The 19,740-nt window shown below is 73.3% G+C and carries 14 protein-coding genes and 1 other RNA gene; 4 read left to right on the top strand and 11 right to left on the bottom strand.

Annotated features, from left to right (window positions below; all coding sequences use genetic code 11):
* Positions 1-217 precede the first annotated feature (217 nt).
* The gene (locus AB0Q96_RS02745; protein ID WP_365321223.1) at positions 218-1,045 is read left to right on the top strand and encodes a helix-turn-helix domain-containing protein; all 828 of its coding nucleotides are present in this window, start codon (positions 218-220) and stop codon (positions 1,043-1,045) included.
* A 143-nt stretch (positions 1,046-1,188) separates the two neighbouring features.
* Here the strand turns inward: AB0Q96_RS02745 and AB0Q96_RS02740 are convergent, their stop codons facing one another.
* From AB0Q96_RS02740 to ftsE, 7 genes are all read right to left on the bottom strand, one after another.
* Positions 1,189-2,340: a uroporphyrinogen-III synthase gene (locus AB0Q96_RS02740; protein WP_365321222.1), complete on the bottom strand. Its 1,152-nt coding sequence runs from the start codon at positions 2,338-2,340 to the stop codon at positions 1,189-1,191.
* Between the two features lie 84 nt (positions 2,341-2,424).
* Positions 2,425-3,792, bottom strand: coding sequence for a nitrate/nitrite transporter (locus tag AB0Q96_RS02735; RefSeq protein ID WP_365321221.1), 1,368 nt, complete (start codon positions 3,790-3,792; stop codon positions 2,425-2,427).
* Positions 3,793-3,979: 187 nt separating this feature from the next.
* Positions 3,980-4,372, bottom strand: a transfer-messenger RNA (tmRNA) gene (gene ssrA, locus AB0Q96_RS02730).
* A gap of 94 nt (positions 4,373-4,466) precedes the next feature.
* Positions 4,467-5,006 carry an SsrA-binding protein SmpB gene (gene smpB, locus AB0Q96_RS02725; protein ID WP_365321220.1) on the bottom strand — a complete coding sequence of 180 codons (540 nt, stop codon included), beginning with the start codon at positions 5,004-5,006 and terminating at the stop codon, positions 4,467-4,469.
* Positions 5,007-5,024: 18 nt separating this feature from the next.
* Complete coding sequence (locus AB0Q96_RS02720; protein WP_365321219.1) at positions 5,025-6,197, bottom strand: S41 family peptidase; 1,173 nt, start codon at positions 6,195-6,197, stop codon at positions 5,025-5,027.
* Positions 6,198-6,276: 79 nt separating this feature from the next.
* A complete protein-coding gene (ftsX, locus tag AB0Q96_RS02715) occupies positions 6,277-7,194 on the bottom strand; it encodes a permease-like cell division protein FtsX (protein WP_361179564.1) in 918 nt (305 codons plus the stop codon).
* A 21-nt stretch (positions 7,195-7,215) separates the two neighbouring features.
* On the bottom strand, positions 7,216-7,905 hold the full coding sequence (gene ftsE, locus AB0Q96_RS02710; RefSeq protein WP_046910798.1) for a cell division ATP-binding protein FtsE: 690 nt from the start codon (positions 7,903-7,905) through the stop codon (positions 7,216-7,218).
* A gap of 271 nt (positions 7,906-8,176) precedes the next feature.
* Between ftsE and AB0Q96_RS02705 the strand changes: the two genes are divergently transcribed.
* Positions 8,177-8,362 (top strand): hypothetical protein, encoded by a 186-nt coding sequence (locus AB0Q96_RS02705; protein WP_365321218.1) that lies wholly within the window; start codon positions 8,177-8,179, stop codon positions 8,360-8,362.
* Positions 8,363-8,460: 98 nt separating this feature from the next.
* Here AB0Q96_RS02705 and AB0Q96_RS02700 read toward each other — a convergent pair whose 3' ends face one another.
* The 4 genes from AB0Q96_RS02700 to AB0Q96_RS02685 all read right to left on the bottom strand — a co-directional run bounded on the left by AB0Q96_RS02700 (position 8,461) and on the right by AB0Q96_RS02685 (position 13,882).
* Positions 8,461-9,150, bottom strand: coding sequence for a hypothetical protein (locus tag AB0Q96_RS02700; protein ID WP_365321217.1), 690 nt, complete (start codon positions 9,148-9,150; stop codon positions 8,461-8,463).
* Between the two features lie 394 nt (positions 9,151-9,544).
* A complete protein-coding gene (gene prfB, locus AB0Q96_RS02695; protein WP_365321216.1) occupies positions 9,545-10,654 on the bottom strand; it encodes a peptide chain release factor 2 in 1,110 nt (369 codons plus the stop codon).
* A gap of 46 nt (positions 10,655-10,700) precedes the next feature.
* Positions 10,701-11,936: a serine/threonine-protein kinase gene (locus tag AB0Q96_RS02690; protein WP_365321215.1), complete on the bottom strand. Its 1,236-nt coding sequence runs from the start codon at positions 11,934-11,936 to the stop codon at positions 10,701-10,703.
* Positions 11,937-12,088: 152 nt separating this feature from the next.
* The gene (locus AB0Q96_RS02685; RefSeq protein ID WP_365321214.1) at positions 12,089-13,882 is read right to left on the bottom strand and encodes a protein kinase; all 1,794 of its coding nucleotides are present in this window, start codon (positions 13,880-13,882) and stop codon (positions 12,089-12,091) included.
* A gap of 511 nt (positions 13,883-14,393) precedes the next feature.
* Between AB0Q96_RS02685 and AB0Q96_RS02680 the strand changes: the two genes are divergently transcribed.
* Complete coding sequence (locus AB0Q96_RS02680) at positions 14,394-18,263, top strand: FtsK/SpoIIIE domain-containing protein (RefSeq protein WP_365321654.1); 3,870 nt, start codon at positions 14,394-14,396, stop codon at positions 18,261-18,263.
* Between the two features lie 121 nt (positions 18,264-18,384).
* The gene (locus AB0Q96_RS02675; RefSeq protein ID WP_365321213.1) at positions 18,385-19,740 is read left to right on the top strand and encodes an ABC transporter substrate-binding protein; all 1,356 of its coding nucleotides are present in this window, start codon (positions 18,385-18,387) and stop codon (positions 19,738-19,740) included.

The raw sequence follows: 19,740 nt of genomic DNA, 5'->3' as shown, positions 1-19,740 counted from the left end.
GAGTGGCCGACGGTCCCGAAGGGGGCCGGCCCGGGCGTACGGGGGAGCCGCCCGGGCCGGCCGGGACCGGCGCGGCGCGGGGGAAGCACCGTCCGGTCGTCCGAAGGCGTCCTCGCAGGTCAGCGCGGACGCCCCCACAGCATCAATGTTCAACTGTTTATTATCTACGGACTGTTTTTCCTAGGAAATGAAGCACTGACTTATTCAGGGGGCGCGCGTGAACAGGACCGGGCTCCGGGCCCTCCTCCGCGAACGCCGCGCGCTGATCGCGCCCGAGGCCCACGGGCTGTCCCGGCCCACCGGCCGCGGCCGGCGTGCCCGCGGCCTCTCCCAGCAGCAGGTCGACGAGCTGACCTGCCGCGCGGTCGACACGTACAACCGGCTGGAGACCGGCCGCTACCTCCATCCGCCGGCCGACTACCTGCGCCAGGTCGCCCGGCTCTTCGGCCTCAACGAGCAGGAGTGGGTCTCGCTCTGCCGCTACGCGGGCATAGGCGACCCGCCCGGCCCGTTGCACCCGTCCTCCGGCCTGGAGGTCCCCGGCGTGTGGCAGGAGGCCGTGGACGGCATCGGGCACATGGCGTACATCACCGACGCGTCCTGGAACCTGCTGGCCCACAACCGGCACTTCGCCGCGATGTACCCGGACGGCCTGGCCCCCGCCAACACCATGCGCTGGATGCTCCTGGACCGGTCCGCCCGCGACACCACCCTGGTCGACTGGCGGACCGTGTGGGCGCCGCTGATCCTGCCCCAGCTGCGGGCCGCGCTCGCCGTCCGCCCCGAGGACGGGACGCTGCGCGCGATCGAGGCCGAGGTCCGCGCCGACCCCGACCTCGGCCCGCTGTGGGAGGCGGGCGGGGCCCACATCCACCCGGACGGCGACGAGCGCCCCCTCCACCACGCCCTGCTGGGCACCGGCCACGTCACCATCTGCGCCGCCCAGCCGCTCACGGCCCCGGGCTCGCGGCTGATCATCATGCTGTTCCGCCCGGGCCGCCAGAAGGCCCACGAGCGGACACCGATGCTCAGGGCGGATCCGTAGGGGTGGATCTGTAGGGGTGGATCTGTAGGGGTCGGGTCCGTAGGGGGTCGGGTCCGTAGGGGGTCGCGCGACGGGGGCCTCCGGGGGTCCCACGTACGGGGCCCCGGGGGTTCCTCCGTACGAGGGACCCCCCACGCCTCGTCCTACGCCTCGTACTTCGTCTCCGCCACCGGGTCGAGCGCCAGCCGGTAGCCGCGCTTGACCACCGTCTGGATCAGCTTCGGTGCGCCGAGGGCCGCCCGCAGCCGGGCCATCGCCGTCTCGACGGCGTGCTCGTCGCGCCCCGCGCCCGGCAGCGCCCGCAGCAGCTCCGCGCGGCCGACCACCCAGCCGGGGCGGCGGGCGAGCAGGCCGAGCAGGGCCATCCCGGCCGGCGGCACCGGCCGCAGCGCGTCGTCGACGAGGACCGCGTGCCCCCGGATCTCGATCCGGCGCCCGGCCACCGGAAGCGCCCGGGCCCGGGCCGGCAGCTCCCGGCAGAGCAGGCCGACCAGCGGTCCGAGCCGGAAGCGTTCGGGCTGGTACGTGTCGATGCCGAGCGCCTGGAGCGGGAGCGCGGTCACGGGCCCCACGCAGACCGCGAGCACCCCGTGGCGCAGCGCGGCGACCAGCTCGTCGAGGACTCCCCGTAGCTCCGCCCGGCGCAGCAGCGAGGCGGCGGCGGGGGCGCTCGTGAAGGTCACCGCGTCCAGGCCGCGGGCGACGACGGCGTCCAGGAGCCGGTCGAGCGGTCCGGTGTCCTCGGGTGGCATCCACCGGTAGACGGGCACGACGACGACCTCCGCGCCGCCCTCCTCCAGCGCCTCCACGAACCCGGGCAGCGGCTCGCCGTGCAGCTGGAGCGCGATCCGGCGCCCCGCGACGCCCTCGGCGAGCAGCCGGTCGAGGACTTCCGCCATCGACTCGGAGGACGGCGACCAGGACTCGGTGAGCCCGGCCGCGCGGACCGCGCCCTTCACCTTGGGGCCGCGGGCGAGGAGTTCGACCCCGCCGAGCACGTCGAGGAGCCGGTCGCCGCAGCCCCAGCCGTCGGCCGCCTCGACCCAGCCGCGGAAGCCGATCGCCGTGGTGGCGACGACGACGTCCGGGGCGTGGTCGATGAGGTCCGTGGTGGCGGCGAGGAGTTCGGCGTCGTCGGCGAGCGGCACGATCCGCAGCGCGGGCCCGTGGACGACGGCCGCCCCGCGGCGGCGCAGCAGCGCGATCAGCTCGTCCGCGCGCCGGGCCGCCGTGACTCCGACGGTGAACCCGGCGAGGGGCCCCTGGTCCTGCGTGCCGCGCTCTTGCTCGTCCATGTCGCCCGAGACTGCCGGGGTCGCGTGTCGGTCTCGGTTCGCGCGCATTTCCTGGTCGTTACGGCCGTGCGGGGCCATGGTGACTCACACCTCGGCGTAACCGAGCCGGGCCGTCGGCTCCTGGGCGGCGCCGGCCGCGGTGTCGGGCACGGGGGCCGTCCCGGACGGCCGGCGAAGGTATACCGCCCAGGTCACCACCATGCACACCGCGTAGAAGGCGAGGAAGGCGACGAAGGCCCCGGTGCCGCTGCCGACGGTCAGGAAGGACTGCCGGAAGGCCAGGTTGATGCCGAGCCCGCCGAGTGCGCCGACCGCGCCGATGAGCCCCATGGCGGCCCCGGAGACGCGCCTCCCGTACGCCTCGGCCGCCTCGCCCGCGAGGCCCTCGCGGTGCGCCTGGGCGAGGAAGATCGCCGGGATCATCTTGTACGTGGAGCCGTTGCCGAGCCCGCTGAGGGCGAAGAGCGCGATGAAGCCGACGAGGAACACGCTCAGCGATCCGACGACCGACGCGTAGATCACGACGCCGGTGGCGGCGGCCATCGCGGCGAAGGTCACGAGGGTGATGCGAGCGCCGCCGTGCCGGTCGGCGAGCGCGCCGCCGACGGGCCGCACGAGCGAGCCGAGCAGCGGGCCGATGAAGGTGAGCGAGGCGGCCTGGAGCGGGGTGCGCCCGAACTGGGTCTGCAGGACCAGGCCGAAGGCGAAGCCGTAGCCGATGAAGGAGCCGAAGGTCCCCACGTACAGGAAGGCCATGATCCAGGTGTGCCGGGCCGTCACGGCCTCCCGCACGGCGCCGGTGTCGTTCCTGACGGGGGCGAGGTTGTCCATGAACAGGGCGGCGCACACGGCCGCGACGGCGATCAGCGGCAGGTAGACGCCGAGGACGAGCCGCGGGTGCAGGGCGCCGGCGGTGCCGATGACGAGGAGGCCGACGAGCTGGACGACGGGGACGCCGATGTTGCCGCCGCCCGCGTTGAGGCCGAGTGCCCAGCCCTTCTTCCGCAGCGGGAAGAAGGCGTTGATGTTGGTCATGGAGGAGGCGAAGTTGCCGCCGCCGACGCCGGTGAGCGCGGCGACGAGCAGGAAGGTGCCGTACGAGGTGCCCGGCTCCATCACCGCGTAGGCGAGGCCCGTCGGCAGCAGGAGCAACAGGGCGCTGAGGACGGTCCAGTTGCGCCCGCCGAAGCGGGCGACGGCGAAGGTGTACGGGATGCGGACGAACGCGCCGACCAGGGTGGCGGTCGCGATCAGGAAGAACTTGCCGGCCGGGTCGACGCCGTACCCGGGTCCCATGAAGAGGACCATGACGGACCACAGGCTCCACACCGAGAAGCCGATGTGCTCGGCGAGCACGGAGAACCACAGGTTCCTGCGGGCGATCCGCTCGCCCCCCTCCCGCCAGAACGCCTCGTCCTCCGGCTCCCACCGTTCGATCCACCGGCCGCCCATGTCGTACCTCCACGGTGTCGTGTCCCTATGACGGCGACGCTAGGAAGCCCGCGTTTCAGGGCGGTGGCGGGAGGTGACGGGTGCGGAACCTTGCTCTCACCCGGAGCGCGCGGGTGCTGTGAGCGTCCGGACATGACGAAGGCCCGGCGGTCGTATGACGACCACCGGGCCTTCGCCCACATGGGATGAGTGGAGATGGCGGGAATCGAACCCGCGTCCAACGGTGCAGAAAGAGGGCTTCTCCGTGTGCAGTCTGGTACGAGTTTCTCAGCCCTCCGGATCACCCAGACAAGTCCGGAACGGGCTCAGTCACTGTTTGATTTCCCTCAGGCCCCCGCGACCGGGGCTAGAGGTTTAGATCCCTAAATGACGCCAGGATCCGGGTCGGGACCACCCCCGGGCTGACGCTCCTCACAGAGGCTTCTACTCGTTACCTAAAATTAGGCAGCGAGGGCGAAGCGGGAGTTATCGCTCTTGGAGTTGGCGATTATTGGTTGCGACATATGGTTTACGAGATCATTGCCGCTTCCTCGACACGCTTCCCCTGCTTCGACATCCGCTGTCGAAACCGATCATCCCCATGTTGATTTTTCAAACTGCGCACCCGCTGTGAGGTGCAGACCCCATCGTACGTGACCGGGGGCCGCGGTTGCCAGCGTATTAACCCCGGGCGGCTACACCTGGCTCGCCCGCTGACGCCGCTTGGCCGCGGCGATGGCCCGGTTGGTCTCGCGGGTGTCCTGCTGCTCCCGCAGGGTCTGCCGCTTGTCGTACTCCTTCTTGCCCTTGGCGAGCGCGATCTCGCACTTCACCCGGCTGCCCAGGAAGTAGAGGGCGAGGGGCACGATCGTGTGACCGGTCTCGGACGCCTTCTGCTCCAGCTTGTCGATCTCCTCCCGGTGCATCAGCAGCTTGCGCTTCCGCTTCGCCGAGTGGTTGGTCCAGCTGCCCTGCATGTACTCGGGCACGTGGATGTTGTACAGCCAGGCTTCGTTGCCCTCGATCTGGACGAAGCCGTCGACGAGCGACGCCCGGCCCATCCGGAGCGACTTCACCTCGGTGCCCATGAGCACCACACCGCACTCGTAGGTGTCGATGATGTGGTAGTCGTGCCGCGCCTTCTTGTTCTGCGCGATCAGCTTGCGCTCCGGCGCCTTGTCCTGGCTCTTCTTGTTCGCAGGCTTGCCCTGCACGTTGACGAGTCCCTTTGCCATAGTGCGCTCATTTTCGCACTACGAGGCCCCTCCGAGGCCACTCAATACCGTACGGGCCCGTTCCTCGGCCCGATCGCCCGCCGTGAGGTCCGGCGTGATGCCCCGGCCGTCCACCGCGTGCCCGGCGGGCGTGCGGTAGTGGCCGACGGTGAGCTCGGCGACGGAACCGTCGGGCAGCGTGCTCGGCATCTGCACCGAGCCCTTGCCGAAGGTGCGGGAGCCGACCGTGACGGCCCGGCCACGGTCCTGCAGGGCGCCGGTCAGCAGCTCGGCCGCGCTCATGGTGCCGCCGTCGATCAGCGCCACCAGCGGCCGTACGGTGTCGCCGCCGCCCTCCGCGTACACCGCGCGCTGCTCGCCGTCCACGTCGTACGTGGCCACAAGACCGCCGTCGAGGAAGGCGGAGGCGGCGACCGCGGCCTCCGCGAGCAGGCCGCCGGCGTTGCCGCGCAGGTCGAGCAGGACCCCGGCCCCGGACGGTGCCGAGCGCACGGCCGCCCGGACCCGCTCCCCCGTGCCCTTGGTGAAGGCGGCCACCCTGATCAGCACGGTGCCGTCGTCGAGCCGGCGGACGGTGACGGGCTGGGTGGTGAGCCGGGCCCGGCGCAGGTCCTGCGTCCAGGAGGCGCGACCGCGCTCCACGCCGAGGGTGACGGCGGAGCCGGAGACGCCCTCGCCGCGCAGCAGCGACACGACCTCGGAGACGGACAGGCCGGCGACCGGGCGCCCGTCGACGGCGGTGAGCAGGTCGCCGGGGCGCAGCCCGGCCCGTTCCGCCGGGCCGCCGCCCTGGACCCGGCTGATCTCGACCCGGTCCCCGGCCGTCCTGCGGGCGGACAGGCCGACGCCCGTGTAGGCGCCGTCGAGGGCCTGCTCGAACTCGGCGTACTCGTGCTTGTCGTACACCGCGCCCCAGCGGTCGCCGCTGCGGCTGACGAACTCCTCGGCGGCCTTCTTGCCGGACTTGCCGTCGGCGACGGCCTCGGCGGCGGCGCGGGCCAGCGCCGCCCGGTCGACGGTCGCGCGGCTCGCCGCGGGGGCCGGCAGGAGCTCGCGGGCCTGCTCCCGGCGCGGCAGCGAGCCGGTGGCCGCCGCCGTGCCGAGCACCCCGGCGAAGACCAACGTCAGAGCGGCCCCACGGAGGACTCCGCGGGGCCGTCGACAGAACTCGGGGCCGGCACCGGCACGCATGCGGCCCACTCTAGGACAAGCGAATGGCGCCGTACGGCTGTTGACCGGACGACGCCATTCGCTCACCCCGAGTGGACTGTCACACCTTCAGGTACTTGCGCAGCGCGATGAAGGCGGCAAGGGCGGGCATCAGCAGGCCCACCGCGATCACCAGCGGCAGCTTGGAGAGCACCGCGTCCCATCCGATGAAGTTGACCAGGGCCATCTTGTCGGCGAGCGCGAGGCCGTGGTCGATCAGGAAGTACCGCCCGACCAGCAGCATCACCGAGGCGACGGCGCCGCCGAGGAGACCGGCGAAGGCGGCCTCCATGATGAACGGCATCTGGATGTAGAAGTTGGTCGCGCCGACCAGCCGCATGATGCCGGTCTCACGCCGTCGGCTGAAGGCGGAGACGCGCACCGTGTTGACGATCAGGATCAGCGCGATGACCAGCATCAGCGCCATCACGTACAGCGCGACGACGTTCATGCCGTTCATCAGGTCGAACAGGTTCTGCAGGATGCCCCGCTGGTCCTGGACGGACTCGACGCCGTCCCGCCCGGCGAAGGCGGTCGCGACGACCTTGTACTTCTCCGGGTCCTTCAGCTTGACCCGGAAGGACTCCTGCATCTGGTCCGGGGTGACGACCGAGGCGATGGCCGTGTCGCCGTACTGCTCCTTGTAGTGCTTGTAGGCCTCGTCGGCGGACTCGCGGTGGACCGACTCGACGATGTCCATCTTCTTCAGATCGGCCTCGATCTGCTCCTTCTGCTGCGCGGTGACCGCACCCTTCGCGCACTTGGGCGAGGTGGCGCCGTCACTCTTGTTGCAGAGGAAGATGGAGACGTTGACCTTGTCGTACCAGTAGTCCTTCATCGTGCTGACCTGCTCGCGCATGAGCAGCGCACCGCCGAACAGGGCGAGCGAGAGGGCCACCGAGACGACGACCGCGAAGGTCATCGTCAGATTGCGCCGGAGACCGACCATGATCTCCGAGAGCACGAACTGAGCGCGCATGTGTCTGTATCCCCTACCGGCTCAGTGCTGATATCCGTAGACGCCGCGCGCCTGGTCGCGGACGAGCCGGCCCTTCTCGAGCTCGATGACGCGCTTGCGCATCTGGTCGACGATGTTCTGGTCGTGGGTCGCCATGACGACGGTGGTCCCTGTCCTGTTGATCCGGTCGAGCAGCTTCATGATGCCGACGGAGGTCTGCGGGTCGAGGTTGCCGGTGGGCTCGTCGGCGATCAGCAGCATCGGCCGGTTGACGAAGGCCCGCGCGATGGCGACGCGCTGCTGCTCACCACCGGACAGCTCGCCCGGCATGCGGTCCTCCTTGCCGCCCAGGCCGACCAGGTCGAGCACCTGGGGGACGGCCTTGCGGATCTCGCCGCGCGGCTTGCCGATGACCTCCTGGGCGAAGGCCACGTTCTCGGCGACGGTCTTGTTCGGCAGCAGCCGGAAATCCTGGAAGACCGTCCCCAGCTGGCGCCGCATGTGCGGCACCTTCCAGTTGGACAGCCGGGCGAGGTCCTTGCCCAGGACGTGCACCTGACCTTGGCTGGTGCGCTCCTCGCGCAGGATCAGCCGCAGAAAGGTCGACTTTCCGGAGCCGGAGGAACCGACGAGGAAGACGAACTCCCCCTTCTCGATCTCCAGGGACACATCCCGGAGCGCGGGGCGGTTCTGCTTCGGATAGGACTTGGAGACGTTGTCGAATCGAATCACGGATGCACCACGGTCGGCCGGGAGTAGGTGTGCGTGACCATACGCGAACGGGGATGGCCCGCGCAGTCGCGGTCCGGACTTGTGTGCTTTATCCTTTTCGCCCGTCGGTACTCCCTCACACGGGGCGCGCCGAAAACCGCCGGAGCTGGCACAGTGGTAAGGGAACGCCCGGAAGGCCCGGCCCGTTCTCCTTGGTAAGGGGTCGAAGGATCGTCAAGATCACCAGGCTCGTGCGGATCGCAAGGATCCCCGCGCGGGAGGAGGAGAGCGCATGACCTACGACCGACTGGTGTGCGCCAACTGCGCGGCCCCCGTCGCGGAGGGCCGCTGCCCCGTCTGCCGCGCCAACCGAGAGCGCCTGCCCCAGCCGACGGGTCTGACCCCGGCCATGCTCCTGACCCTGATCCTCGCCCTGGTGGCGACGATGGCCTTGCTGGCGGCGCTGCGGGGGGCGTAGCAGCCCGCGGGCGAGCCGAAGAGCGCGCAAGAGGAAGGGCCGGGGGTTCACGGAACCCCCGGCCCTCTCGTCACGCCCTACCGGCCGTACGCGCCCGCTCAGACGGCGGCGCGACCGCCACCCACGAGGCGCGGCAGCATACGGAAGCCGATGCCGCCGGCGATCATGGTCGCCGCACCGATGATCAGGAACGAGGTCTCGGCGGCGCCGGTCTCGGCCAGCTCCTCCTTGGCCTTGCCCTGCTCGACGGGCTGCGAGCCGGCGTTGTTGGTGTCCGTGCCGTTGTCCACGCACTCGGCACCGTCGAGGTCGACGGTGCAGGTGCCGGCGCCGTTGTCGTTGTCGCCGTCACCCGGCGTCGACGGCTGACCGGTCGGCTTCGGGGAGTCCGTCGGGCCCGGCTCCGAGGTCTTGGTCGGCTCGGGGTTCGACGTCTTGGTGGGCTCCGGGTTCGACGTCTTGGTCGGCTCGGGGTCCGTCGTCTTGGTGGGCTCCGGGTCCGTGGTCTTCGTCGGCTCGGGGTCCGTCGTCTTGGTCGGCTCCGGGTCCGTGGTCTTCGTCGGCTCGGGGTCCGTCGTCTTGGTCGGCTCCGGGTCCGTCGTCTTCGTCGGCTCCGGGCAGAGCGTCGGGTCGATCTCGCAACCCGGGTCCTCGCTGGTGACCTCGGTGCTGAAGCCGATGCTCACGCCCACGGCCTGGGCGGCACCGGCGGCGGTGAGCGAGGCGCCGGCGGCGATGACCGCACCGGCCGCTATCCGCGCGACCCGAACCCGCGTCTTCTTCGTCATCTGGCTGCTACCCCCAGTAGCTCAATCGTCTGTAGAGCTGCGCTCGGGGCTCGGACGCTGGGCACGGTCGAAGCGACTCGCTGGACCTGCCCCCGTTCACACGCGCCCCAGTAACACGCATGCCGCGTGCCACCCTTCCGAGTTTCCGATGACCAGTCAAGGTCGTTGCGCGTGCGATGCCCGAAAGATCACCAGTTGCCCTGCATGCGGCGATGCAACTGTGACGTAAACGCGGAACTTCCGCTCCCGCAGGGCCAGTTCCCATGTCGACAAAGCGTCAGACGCGCGTTACGCCCGCTTGCTCCCGCGAATCCGGCCCATGTGCGCGGAGTACGCAAAAGGGTCGGGCCCACTCCCGTGGGGAGTGGGCCCGACACCTGAGGACGAGGGGCGACTAGCTCGCCTGCTCCTGCTGCTTGCGCCAGCGGATGCCCGCCTCCAGGAAGCCGTCGATCTCGCCGTCCAGGACGGACTGCGGGTTGCCGACCTCGAACTCCGTGCGGAGGTCCTTGACCATCTGGTACGGGTGGAGGACGTAGGAGCGCATCTGGTTGCCCCAGGAGCTGCCGCTGTCCTTGAGGGCGTCCATCCGGGCGCGCTCCTCCTGGCGCTGGCGCTCCAGCAGCTTGGCCTGGAGGACGTTCATGGCGCTCGCCTTGTTCTGGATCTGGGAGCGCTCGTTCTGGCAGGAGACCACGATGCCGGTCGGGATGTGCGTGATGCGCACGGCCGAGTCGGTCGTGTTGACGCCCTGGCCGCCGGGGCCGGAGGCGCGGTAGACGTCGACGCGGAGGTCGGAGTCGTCGATCTCGACGTGGTCGGAGGACTCGACGACCGGGAGGATCTCGACACCGGCGAAGGAGGTCTGGCGACGGCCCTGGTTGTCGAAGGGCGAGATGCGGACCAGCCGGTGGGTGCCCTGCTCGACGGAGAGGGTGCCGTAGGCGTAGGGGGCCTTGACCACGAAGGTGGTCGACTTGATGCCGGCCTCTTCCGCGTACGAGGTCTCGTAGATCTCCGTCGAGTAGCCGTGCCGCTCGGCCCAGCGCAGGTACATGCGCTGGAGGCGCTCGGCGAAGTCGGAGGCGTCGACGCCGCCGGCCTCGGCGCGGATGTTGACCAGCGCCTCGCGCTCGTCGTACTCGCCGGAGAGGAGGGTGCGGACCTCCATCTCGTCGAGCGCCTTGCGGACCGCCGTCAGCTCGGTCTCGGCCTCGGCCCGGGTGTCCGGGTCGTCCATCTCCTCGGCGAGCTCGAAGAGCACCCCGAGGTCGTCGATGCGGCCACGCAGCGTCTCGGCCTTGCGCACCTCGGCCTGGAGGTGCGACAGCTTGCTGGTGATCTTCTGCGCCGCCTCCGGGTCGTCCCAGAGGGACGGGGCCGCGGCCTGCTCTTCGAGCACGGCGATGTCTGCCCTCAACTTATCGAGGTCCAGAACGGCCTCGATCGACCCCATGGTCGAGGAGAGGGACTTCAGCTCTTCGGATACATCGACGACTGCCACGCGTCCAGCGTAACGGCTCCCGGCCCGGAGCCGGACCCGCGCCCGCCTACGGCTGCGAGGACTGCTTCGAGTCCTGCGGCGGGGCCTCGGCGTCCCCGGACACCGCCAGGTAGCCGCCGGCCCCCAGCGCGCCCGCCAGGACGACCGCGGCGACGGTGAGCGTGATCCGGCGTTTGCGGACCGTCTCGGCCTTGTGCCGGGCCGAGCCGGGCCGTCTGGCGCTCGCCGAGCGGGGGGCGCGGGCGGTGCCCAGCGGGCCGCCGGAGAGCTCGTCGGGGGCGGGGACCCGCATGGAGGTGTGGGTGTCCCGGTTGGAGTCGGTCGAGGCGCCGGGGACGAGGGGGACGGCCGCCCGGCGCGGCGCGGGCTCGCCGGTGCCGGTCGGGAACGGGTCTTCCTCGTACGCGGGTTCCGCCGCCGGGTCCGCGTCGGGCTCGTCCACGTCCAGCGGCGGGATGCCCTTGAGCAGCGGCAGCACGTCCCGCAGCCGGGTGCCCAGCTCCGAGGCGCGCAGCCGGGAGGCGGGCGCCTTGGCGAGGCACTGGACGATCAGCTGCCACAGCTCCTCGGGGATGCCGGGCAGCGGGACGACGGTCTCGGTGACATGGCGGCGCAGTACGGCGCCGGGGTGGCCGCCGCCGAAGGGCGTGAAGCCGGCGAGCAGCTCGTACAGGACGGTCGCGAGGGCGTAGATGTCGACGGCGGCGCGCGGCGGCAGGCCCTCGACGATCTCGGGCGCGAGGTAGTCGGGGGTGCCGATGATCCGGGTGGCCTTGGTGCGGCCGGGGGTGTCGATCAGCTTGGCGACGCCGAAGTCGGTGAGGAGGGCGGGGTGGGCGCCGCCGGGGCCGAGCGGGCCCTCCATGTCGAGCAGGATGTTCTCGGGTTTGACGTCCCGGTGGACGACGCCGGCCTTGTGGGCGGCGGCCAGGCCGTCGGCGACGTCGGCGATGATCGCGACGGCGGCCTCGGGGGCGAGCCGGCGTTCCCGGTCGAGGCGGGTGCGCAGGTCGGTGCCGCGGATGAGCTCCATGACCAGGGCCAGGTCGTTGCCGTCGACGACGAGGTCGCGGACGGAGACGACGTGCGGGTGGTCGAGTCCGAGCAGGGCGGTGCGCTCCTGGACGAAGCGGCCGACGAGTTCCTGGTCGGAGGCGAGGTCCTCGCGCAGCAGCTTGATGGCGACGGGCCCCTCGGGTCCCTCGCCGAGCCACACCGTGCCCGCGCTGCCCCGCCCGAGGATCTGGTGGGCCGTGTAGCGGCTGCCGATATTCCGTGCCAAGACTGCTCCCTCAGCGGCTGCGGTTCGCGTCAAAGTTACGCGGCCGAGGGCGCCCACCGGCACTTCCGAGGGGAAATCACCCCTCGGAAGTCGACAAAGAGACACCATGGGCACCCGCGCGGGGTCGGCCGCCCCTGCGGTACGGCCCCGCGCTACTGGCCCGTACCGCCGGTAGTACCGCTGCCGCCGGTGGAATCGCCGATCGACGAGACCCAGTCGGAGATCGAGCTGATCCCGTCGCCGATCGCCTGCCAGTAGCCCTTGCCCTGGGCGACCCAGTCCTGGAGCGGGGTGAGCTCCCAGACGAGCCAGCCCGCGACCACGAACAGCACGATCGTGAAGAGGCAGCCCTTCAGGCAGCCGAGGCCGGGGATCCGCATCGGGTTGGCGCCGCGCTGGCGCGGCGGACGCGGCTCGCGGGGCGCCTGGGCGGGCGGCCCGGACTGCGGAGGCGGCTGCGGCGGCGCGTACTGCTGCTGGGGCGGCTGCGGCGCGTACTGCTGCCGCTGGGGCGGCTGGGGCGCGTACGGCTGGGGCTGCTGCTGGTACTGCTGCGGCTGCTGGTGCTGCGGGGGCCGCTGCGGCTGCTGGTACTGCGGCGGCTGCTGATGCTGCGGGGGCCGCTGCTGGTACTGCGGCGGCCGGCCCTGCTGCTGCCCCTGCGGCGGCTGCGGCGGGTACTGCTGCGGCTGCCGCTGCGGGCGGCGGCGCAGCGGGTCCTCGCTGGGGTCCAGGTACTGCATCTGCGTCTGCTCGTTGCGGTCGCGGACCGCGCGCAGCTGGCTCTCCCAGGGGTGCGGCCCGTCGTTCTGCGGCGCCTGCGGCGGCTGCGAGGGTACGGGGGGCAGCACGGCGGTCGGGTCGGCCGCGCCGGTCGCCGGGAGCACCGCCGTCGGGTCGGCCGCGCCGGCCGGGCCGCCGGCCGGCATCACGCTGGTCGGCGCCGCCGGGTCGTACTGACCGGCGCCGCTCGGCAGCACCTGGGTGGCGCCGGCCGGGTCCACGCCGGGGGTCTGCGGGACGGGCGCCGGGGCCGGGTCGGGGGCGAGCAGGGCGCCCACGCCGTCCGCGGCCTCGATCTGGGCGGGGGTGGCGTGCACGCCGATGCCGGCGGCGACCGTGCGCAGGCCGCGGGCCAGGTTCTCGGCGCTGGGGCGCCGGTCCGGGTCCTTGCTCAGGCAGCGCTCGATCACCGTCCACAGCGGACCGGGCACGGTCGAGGGGCGGCGCGGCTCCTCGCTCAGGTGCCGGTGCAGGACCTCCAGGGCCGTGCCGCCGGCGAACGGCGGGCGGCCGGTGACCAGCTCGTACAGCAGGATGCCAGCGCCGTAGATGTCGACGGCGGAGGTCTGCGGGCGGCCCTCGGCGGACTCCGGGGCGACGTACGCGGGGGTGCCGACGAACTCGTGGGTGCGGGTCAGGCCCGGGGAGTCGGCGAGCCGCGCGATGCCGAAGTCGGTGAGCATCGGGAACATGGCGCCGTCGCGCTCGTCGAGCAGCACGTTCGCGGGCTTGAGGTCGCGGTGGACGACGCCGGCGATGTGGCTCGCGGCGAGCGCGTCGGCGATCTGCGCGGTCAGCAGCGCGGCGGCGACCGGGGTGAGCGGGCCGTTCTCGCGGATGTAGCGGTGCAGGTCGGGGCCGTCGACGAGGTCCATGACGAGGGCGAGGAGGTCGCCCTCCACGACGAGGTCGCGGGTGCGCACGATGTTGGGGTGGGTCAGCCGGAGCAGCACGGACCGCTCGCGCAGGAAGCGCATCACGATGTCCGGGTCGTTGGCGAGCTCCTCCTTGAGGACCTTGATCGCCACGGCCTCGCCGGGCCGGCCCTGCACGGCGGCGTCGGCGCCGGCCGCCTCCGTCTGGCGGGCTCGCCAGACGGTGCCCGTGGCGCCGCGGCCGAGCGGCGGCTCCTCGAGCAGGTACTTGCTGCCGATAGGCCGCACGTCACGCGCTCCCTGCTGATCGTGGTCCTGGGACACCTCGGGTGGGTCCGAAGAGGCTTCCCGGGTTTCCTGTGTGTTCTGTGACCCGTCCGGGTGTCCGACCCACTTTAGTGCCGCCGTACGGGTCATCGACCGTGCACGGGAGGGCGTATTCCGGTGGGCCGGGCGGGGCCGGCCGGGGGACGCGGCCCGGTCCGGCCCGCGGGGGAACGGGGCCTGGCCTGTCCGGAATGGAGACGCCCGGTACGCGGCGGAGGTTGCCGGAAGCGACGCGAGACATACGCAACCAGGCGTTTTCGCGTCGCCGTGCGATCGGACAAGATCACTTCTGGTCGACCCGTGGGCGGGTTGTCAGCGGCAGGTGCGAGGATGCGTACAGCACGTCGTGTCGAGGGTCGGGAGCCCTCGCGCCGTGCCGACCTGAACCGGACGACGCGTCCGTGCCGGGTGGGGGGAGTCAGTGGGCAGTTCCCCCGCCGGGCGCGCCGCGCAGAAGGGACCGCTGACGGCGATGCAGATCCGGCTGACCGTTCTCGCGCCGCACGCCGGCCACGGCGCGGGGCGCGCTTGCGACGTGCTCGTCACCGCCCCCGCGGGGACGGAGCTGGCCGCCGTGGCCTCCTCCCTCGCCGCGGCCGTCTCGGGCCCCGACACCTCCTCCTCCGGCACGACCGTGCTCTACGCGGGCGTCGAACGGCTGGACACCCGGCGCTGCGTGCTGGGCGAGCCGCCGCTGGTCGACGGGGCGGTGCTCTCCCTCCAGGTCCCCGGACCGGACGACGGGATAGCCGAGGGCGCCCCGGCCCGGCTGCACGTGGTGGCGGGACCGGACGCCGGCGGTGTGCACCTCCTGCACGGCGGAGCGATCAGAATCGGCCGTTCCGTCGACGCGGACGTGCCGCTCGACGACCCGGACGTGTCGCGGGCCCACTGCACGGTGACGGTCGGCCCCGACGGCCGCGTCACGGTCACGGACCGGGGCTCCACGAACGGGACGACCCTCGACGGCGCCCCGGTCGGCCCGCAGCCCGTCCGCTTCCCCCCGGGCGCCGTGCTGCGCGTCGGCGAGTCCGCGCTGCGCCTGACCGGCGGAGGCGGCCCCGGCGGCGGTACGAGCAGCGGTACGGGCGGCTCCAGGAGCACCGACCGTTCCGGCACCCGGGCCTCCGCCGCGGCTCCCTCCGCCGCCCCGCCCGGCGACGACACCCTCCCGACCGCCCCGGACGGCGAGGGCCACCTGCGCGTGCGCCGCCCCGGCGCCCCCGGCCCCGACGGCCCGGGCACCCCCGGCGATACGGGACAGGGGACGCGCCCCACGGCGTACGCCTCGCCCTACGCCCCCGGCACGGTCTCCGAAGGCGCCACCTACGGCGGCGCCCGCGGCATCTCCCTCGACCCCGGCCCCGACGCCCCCGGCGACGGCCACGCACGCGCGCAGGAGCCCGCCGGCTCCGAGGGCGAGCCCGGGATCGAGGCGCACAGCCGCACCCGGCAGACCCGCAAGCGCGGGCTCGGGGCCTGGGCCCGTCGGCTCGCGGGCGGCAAGGACGACGCGCGGACCGGCGAGACCGGCGAGTACGGCGTGATTCCGGTGGCCGCCTTCGCCGAGACCAGACCCGGCAGCCTGCCCGGCACCGCCGCGGCGGGTCCCGTCCCCTCGCCCGACAGCTGGCCCGACCCCGCCGCCGTCCTGCTCACCGCGCTCGGCCCCGGCGGGCGCCTGTGGGAGCGGGACCTCGACCACCCCGAGGCGCTGGTGGTCCGGCTCGGCACGACGGACCGCGCCGAGCTGTCCGGGGTGCCGGTCACGGTCGGACTGCGCGAGGCCGGTTCGCTGGGCCTCGCCGGTCCCGGCACGCGGCTCGCCGGTCTGGCCCGGTCGGTCGTCGCCCAGCTGGCCGCCCTGCACTCCCCCGGCGACCTGGAGATCGTGCTGATCAGCGCCGACCGGAACCGCCCCCTGGAGGAGCGGCGCCGGGCCTGGGGCTGGCTCGGCTGGCTCCCGCACGTGCGGCCGGTGCACGGCCAGGACTGCCGGCTGCTCCTGGCGTACGACCGGGAGCAGGCGCGGGCGCGCCTGACAGAGCTCACCCGGCGCCTGGACGACGGCCCGCTGGGCGCGGGCTGGCCCAGCGCGGACCGGGCGACGGTCGCCGAGGCCGCCGCGCACCACGAGGGGCCGGCGACGGTCGTCATCGTGGACGGCGACCCCGGCTCCGCGGCGCTGCGCGAGACGGCGGCGCGGCTCGCCGCGGCTGGCGCGGCCTCCGGCATCCATCTGATCTGCCTCGCCGAGGCACCCTCCGCCTCGCCCGCCTCCCCGGTGGCGGCGACCTACGAGGAGGCGTGCGCCGCTTCCTTCGCCTTCCGCGAGTGCGGGGCGGCGGCGCTGCTCAGCGGCGACGTGGCCACGGCGCTGCGGCTGCTGCGGACGGCCGGCGGCCGGGTCGCGGGGCACGGCACGGTCGGCGTGGTCGACGCGGTCTCGGTGGCGTGGGCCGAGCGGTTCGGCCGGGCGCTGGCCCCGCTGCGTACCGAGACGGCCGCGGGTGCCGGCCAGGGGCGGTCCGCCGCGCTGCCGCCCTCGGCGCGGCTCCTGGACGAGCTGGGCCTGGCCCGGGCCACCCCGGCGTCGCTGATGGCCCGCTGGGCCTCGGCCTCGGACGGTACGGCGGTCCTGGGCGCGGGCCCGCGCGGGCCGGTGGCCGTGGACCTCACGGCGGAGGGCCCGCACCTGCTGATCGAGGGCCCGGCGGGCAGCGGAAGGACCGAGCTGCTGCGGGCCATCGCCGCCTCCCTGGCGGCGGGCGGGCGCCCGGACCGGCTGGGGCTGCTCCTGGTGGACGGCGCGGGCGGCGAGCGCGGCGAGGGCCTCGCGGCCTGTACGGAGCTGCCGCACGTGACGGAGCACCTGGTCGCCTCCGACCCGGTGCGGATGCGGGAGTTCGCGCAGGCGCTGGGCGGCGAGCTGAAGCGCCGCGCGGAGCTGCTGGGCGACACCCACTTCGCGGACCGCCGCTCCGGCCGCCTGATCGGCCAGCGCGCCGCGAGCGCCGCCGAGTCCGTCGCCCCGACGGCCCGAGCGACCGCGCGCGTCCCGGACGCCCGCGCGGGCGCGGCGGACCTGTCCGACCGCCCGAGCGGCCGCACCCTCCGCACCAGCGGCGGCGATCTCGGCGACACTCCGAGCGCCCGCCTGCCCCGCCCGGGGACGGGCGACCTCGGCGACCACGCCGGCAGCCGTCCGCCCCGCCCCGGCTCGGGCCACCTCAACGACCGCCCGAGCAGCCGCACCCCGTACCCGGGCAACGGCCCCCACACCCCACCCCCCGGCTCGGACCTCCTCGGCGACCGCCCCAGCAGCCGCACCCCCTACCCCGGCAACGGCCCCCACACCCCACCCCCCGGCTCGGACCACTTCGGCGACCGCCCGAGCAGTCGCACCTCCTACCCCGGCAACACCCACCACACCCCACCCCCCGGCTCCGACCACCTCGGCGACCGCCCCAGCAGCCGCACCCTCCGTGCCGGTGGCGGGGATCTCGGGGACAGCCCGAGTGCCCGCCTGCCCCGTCCCGGGACGGGCAACCTCAACGACCGCCCGAGCAGCCGCACCCCGTACCCGGGCAGCGGCCCCCACACCCCGCCTCCCGGGTCCGATCTCCTCGGCGACTCGCCGAGCGGGCGGCTGTCCCGGTCCGGGGCGGGGGAGGCGGGGGACCGGCCGGGTGCGCGCGCGCACCGGGCGGGGGCCGACGACCTCACGTATCTGCCCAGTGGGCGCACGGGGCGGGTCGACAGCGGTGTGGTGGCGGGTCCTCCGCAGCCCGCCGCCGAGGGCGCGGGTTCGTTGCCGCGGCTCGTGGTGCTCGTGGACGACTTCGACGCGCTGGTCGCGCCCGCGCTCGGCGCGCCGGGGCGGCCGGCGGCCGGGTCGGTGGTGCGGGCCCTGGAGGCCGTGGCGCGCAACGGGGCACGGCTCGGGGTGCACCTGATCGCCGCGTCGGCGCGGCCGGACCGGACGGTGGACACGGAGCTGGCGCACGGCGCGCGGTTGCGGATCGTGCTCGATCCGCCGCCCGCGGCGGCCGGCCCCGACGAGCCGCAGCCGGGCCGGGGTCGCCTCGGGCATCCGGACGGCCGGGTGACGCCCTTCCAGACGGGCCGGGTCACCGGGCGCATCCCGCGCACGGCGACCCTGCGGCCGACGGTGGTCCCGCTGGAGTGGGAGCGGATGGGCGATCCGCCGACCCGCCGCCCGGTCCGCGAGCTGGGCAACGGCCCGACGGATCTGGCCCTGCTCGCCAGCGCCCTGGACCGGGCCGCCCGGTCCGTGGAGGCCACGCCCGTACCGCCGCTGACGTCTCCCACGCACGCCTGACGGCACGTCACGAGCCCATCACGATCCCCCGCTTGTCACGGAAGGCGGTATTGCGGGCCCCGGTCACCGGGCGTAGACCTGAGCCCACGGGACCAGGAAGCGCGGGAGAGGCGGGGCTCGGATGCGTGGCAGCAGAAGTCTTCGGATCGTCGCGGTGGCGGCGGTCGCCGTGCTCACGGCGACCGCCTGTGGCGGGGGCGACAGCACGCTCCCCGGCCCGGCGCCGCGGCCGAGCGACGCCGCGGACGGGCTCTCCTTACCGTCCTTGGCGGGCCAGAAGATCGAGGTCGCCGCGGTCTGGACCGGCCCCGAGCAGGAGAACTTCGTCAAGGTCCTGAAGGAGTTCGAGAAGCGCACGGGCGCGACCGTCGTCTTCGTGCCGGCGCAGGACCCGATCGTGAACTTCCTCGGCACGAAGATCGCCGGCGGTTCGCCGCCCGACGTGGCCCTGCTGCCGCAGGTCGGCGCGATCCGGCAGGCCGTCACGCAGAAGTGGCTCAAGCCGCTCGGCCCGGAGGTCAAGGCCCAGCTGGCGAAGAACTACTCCCAGGGCTGGCAGGACCTCGGGTCGGTCGACGGCACCCCGTACGGCGTGTACTTCAAGGCCGCCAACAAGTCCCTGGTCTGGTACAACACCGCCGTCTTCGAGAACGCGGGCGCGAGCGAGCCGAAGACGTGGAAGGAGTTCCTCGCGACCGCCGAGACGATCTCGGCCTCGGGCGTCACCCCGGTCTCCGTGGGCGGCGCGGACGGCTGGACGCTGACCGACTGGTTCGAGAACGTCTATCTCTCCCAGGCCGGTCCCGAGAAGTACGACCGGTTGGCGAAGCACACGATCAAGTGGACGGACCCGTCGGTCGGCCGCGCCCTGACGACGCTCGCCGAGCTGTTCGGCAAGCCGGCGCTGCTCGCGGGCGGCACGAACGGCGCGCTCCAGACGGAGTTCCCCGTCTCGGTGACGCAGACCTTCACCGGCGGCGACCGGGCGAAGGCCGCGATGGTCTTCGAGGGCGACTTCTCGGCAGTCAACATCGCGCAGACCGGCGCCAAGATCGGCACGGACGCGAAGGTGTTCCCGTTCCCGGCCGTCGGCGACGGCGGCACGGCCCCGGTGGTGACCGGTGGCGACGCGGCCGTGGCGCTCAAGGACGGCAAGGGGGCGCAGGCCCTGCTGACCTTCCTCGCCTCGCCCGCCGCGGCCCGGATCTGGGCGGCCGAGGGCGGCTTCCTCTCCCCCAACGAGGGCCTGGACAAGGCCGCGTACCCGAACGACGTGCAGCGGGAGATCGCGGCGGCGCTGATCGGGGCGGGCGACGACTTCCGCTTCGACATGTCGGACCAGATGCCGCAGTCGTTCGGCGGGACGCCCGGCAAGGGCGAGTGGAAGGCGCTCCAGGACTTCCTGAAGAACCCGAAGGACGTCGCCGGGACCCAGGCCAGACTGGAGGCCGAGGCCGCCAAGGCGTACCGGGACTGA

Source organism: Streptomyces sp. NPDC093111 (assembly GCF_040683955.1).
Lineage (GTDB): Bacteria > Actinomycetota > Actinomycetes > Streptomycetales > Streptomycetaceae > Streptomyces.
This window is presented reverse-complemented; position numbering and strand designations above follow the sequence as displayed.

Bases quoted from the DNA above. Each gene is read 5' to 3' on its own strand.
- AB0Q96_RS02705 (WP_365321218.1), top strand. From the start codon at position 8,177: ATGACCTACGACCGACTGGTGTGCGCCAACTGCGCGGCCCCCGTCGCG.
- AB0Q96_RS02675 (WP_365321213.1), top strand. From the start codon at position 18,385: ATGCGTGGCAGCAGAAGTCTTCGGATCGTCGCGGTGGCGGCGGTCGCC.
- ftsX (WP_361179564.1), bottom strand. From the start codon at position 7,194: ATGCGCGCTCAGTTCGTGCTCTCGGAGATCATGGTCGGTCTCCGGCGC.
- AB0Q96_RS02680 (WP_365321654.1), top strand. From the start codon at position 14,394: ATGCAGATCCGGCTGACCGTTCTCGCGCCGCACGCCGGCCACGGCGCG.
- smpB (WP_365321220.1), bottom strand. From the start codon at position 5,006: ATGGCAAAGGGACTCGTCAACGTGCAGGGCAAGCCTGCGAACAAGAAG.
- AB0Q96_RS02740 (WP_365321222.1), bottom strand. From the start codon at position 2,340: ATGGACGAGCAAGAGCGCGGCACGCAGGACCAGGGGCCCCTCGCCGGG.
- AB0Q96_RS02735 (WP_365321221.1), bottom strand. From the start codon at position 3,792: ATGGGCGGCCGGTGGATCGAACGGTGGGAGCCGGAGGACGAGGCGTTC.
- AB0Q96_RS02700 (WP_365321217.1), bottom strand. From the start codon at position 9,150: ATGACGAAGAAGACGCGGGTTCGGGTCGCGCGGATAGCGGCCGGTGCG.
- AB0Q96_RS02720 (WP_365321219.1), bottom strand. From the start codon at position 6,197: ATGCGTGCCGGTGCCGGCCCCGAGTTCTGTCGACGGCCCCGCGGAGTC.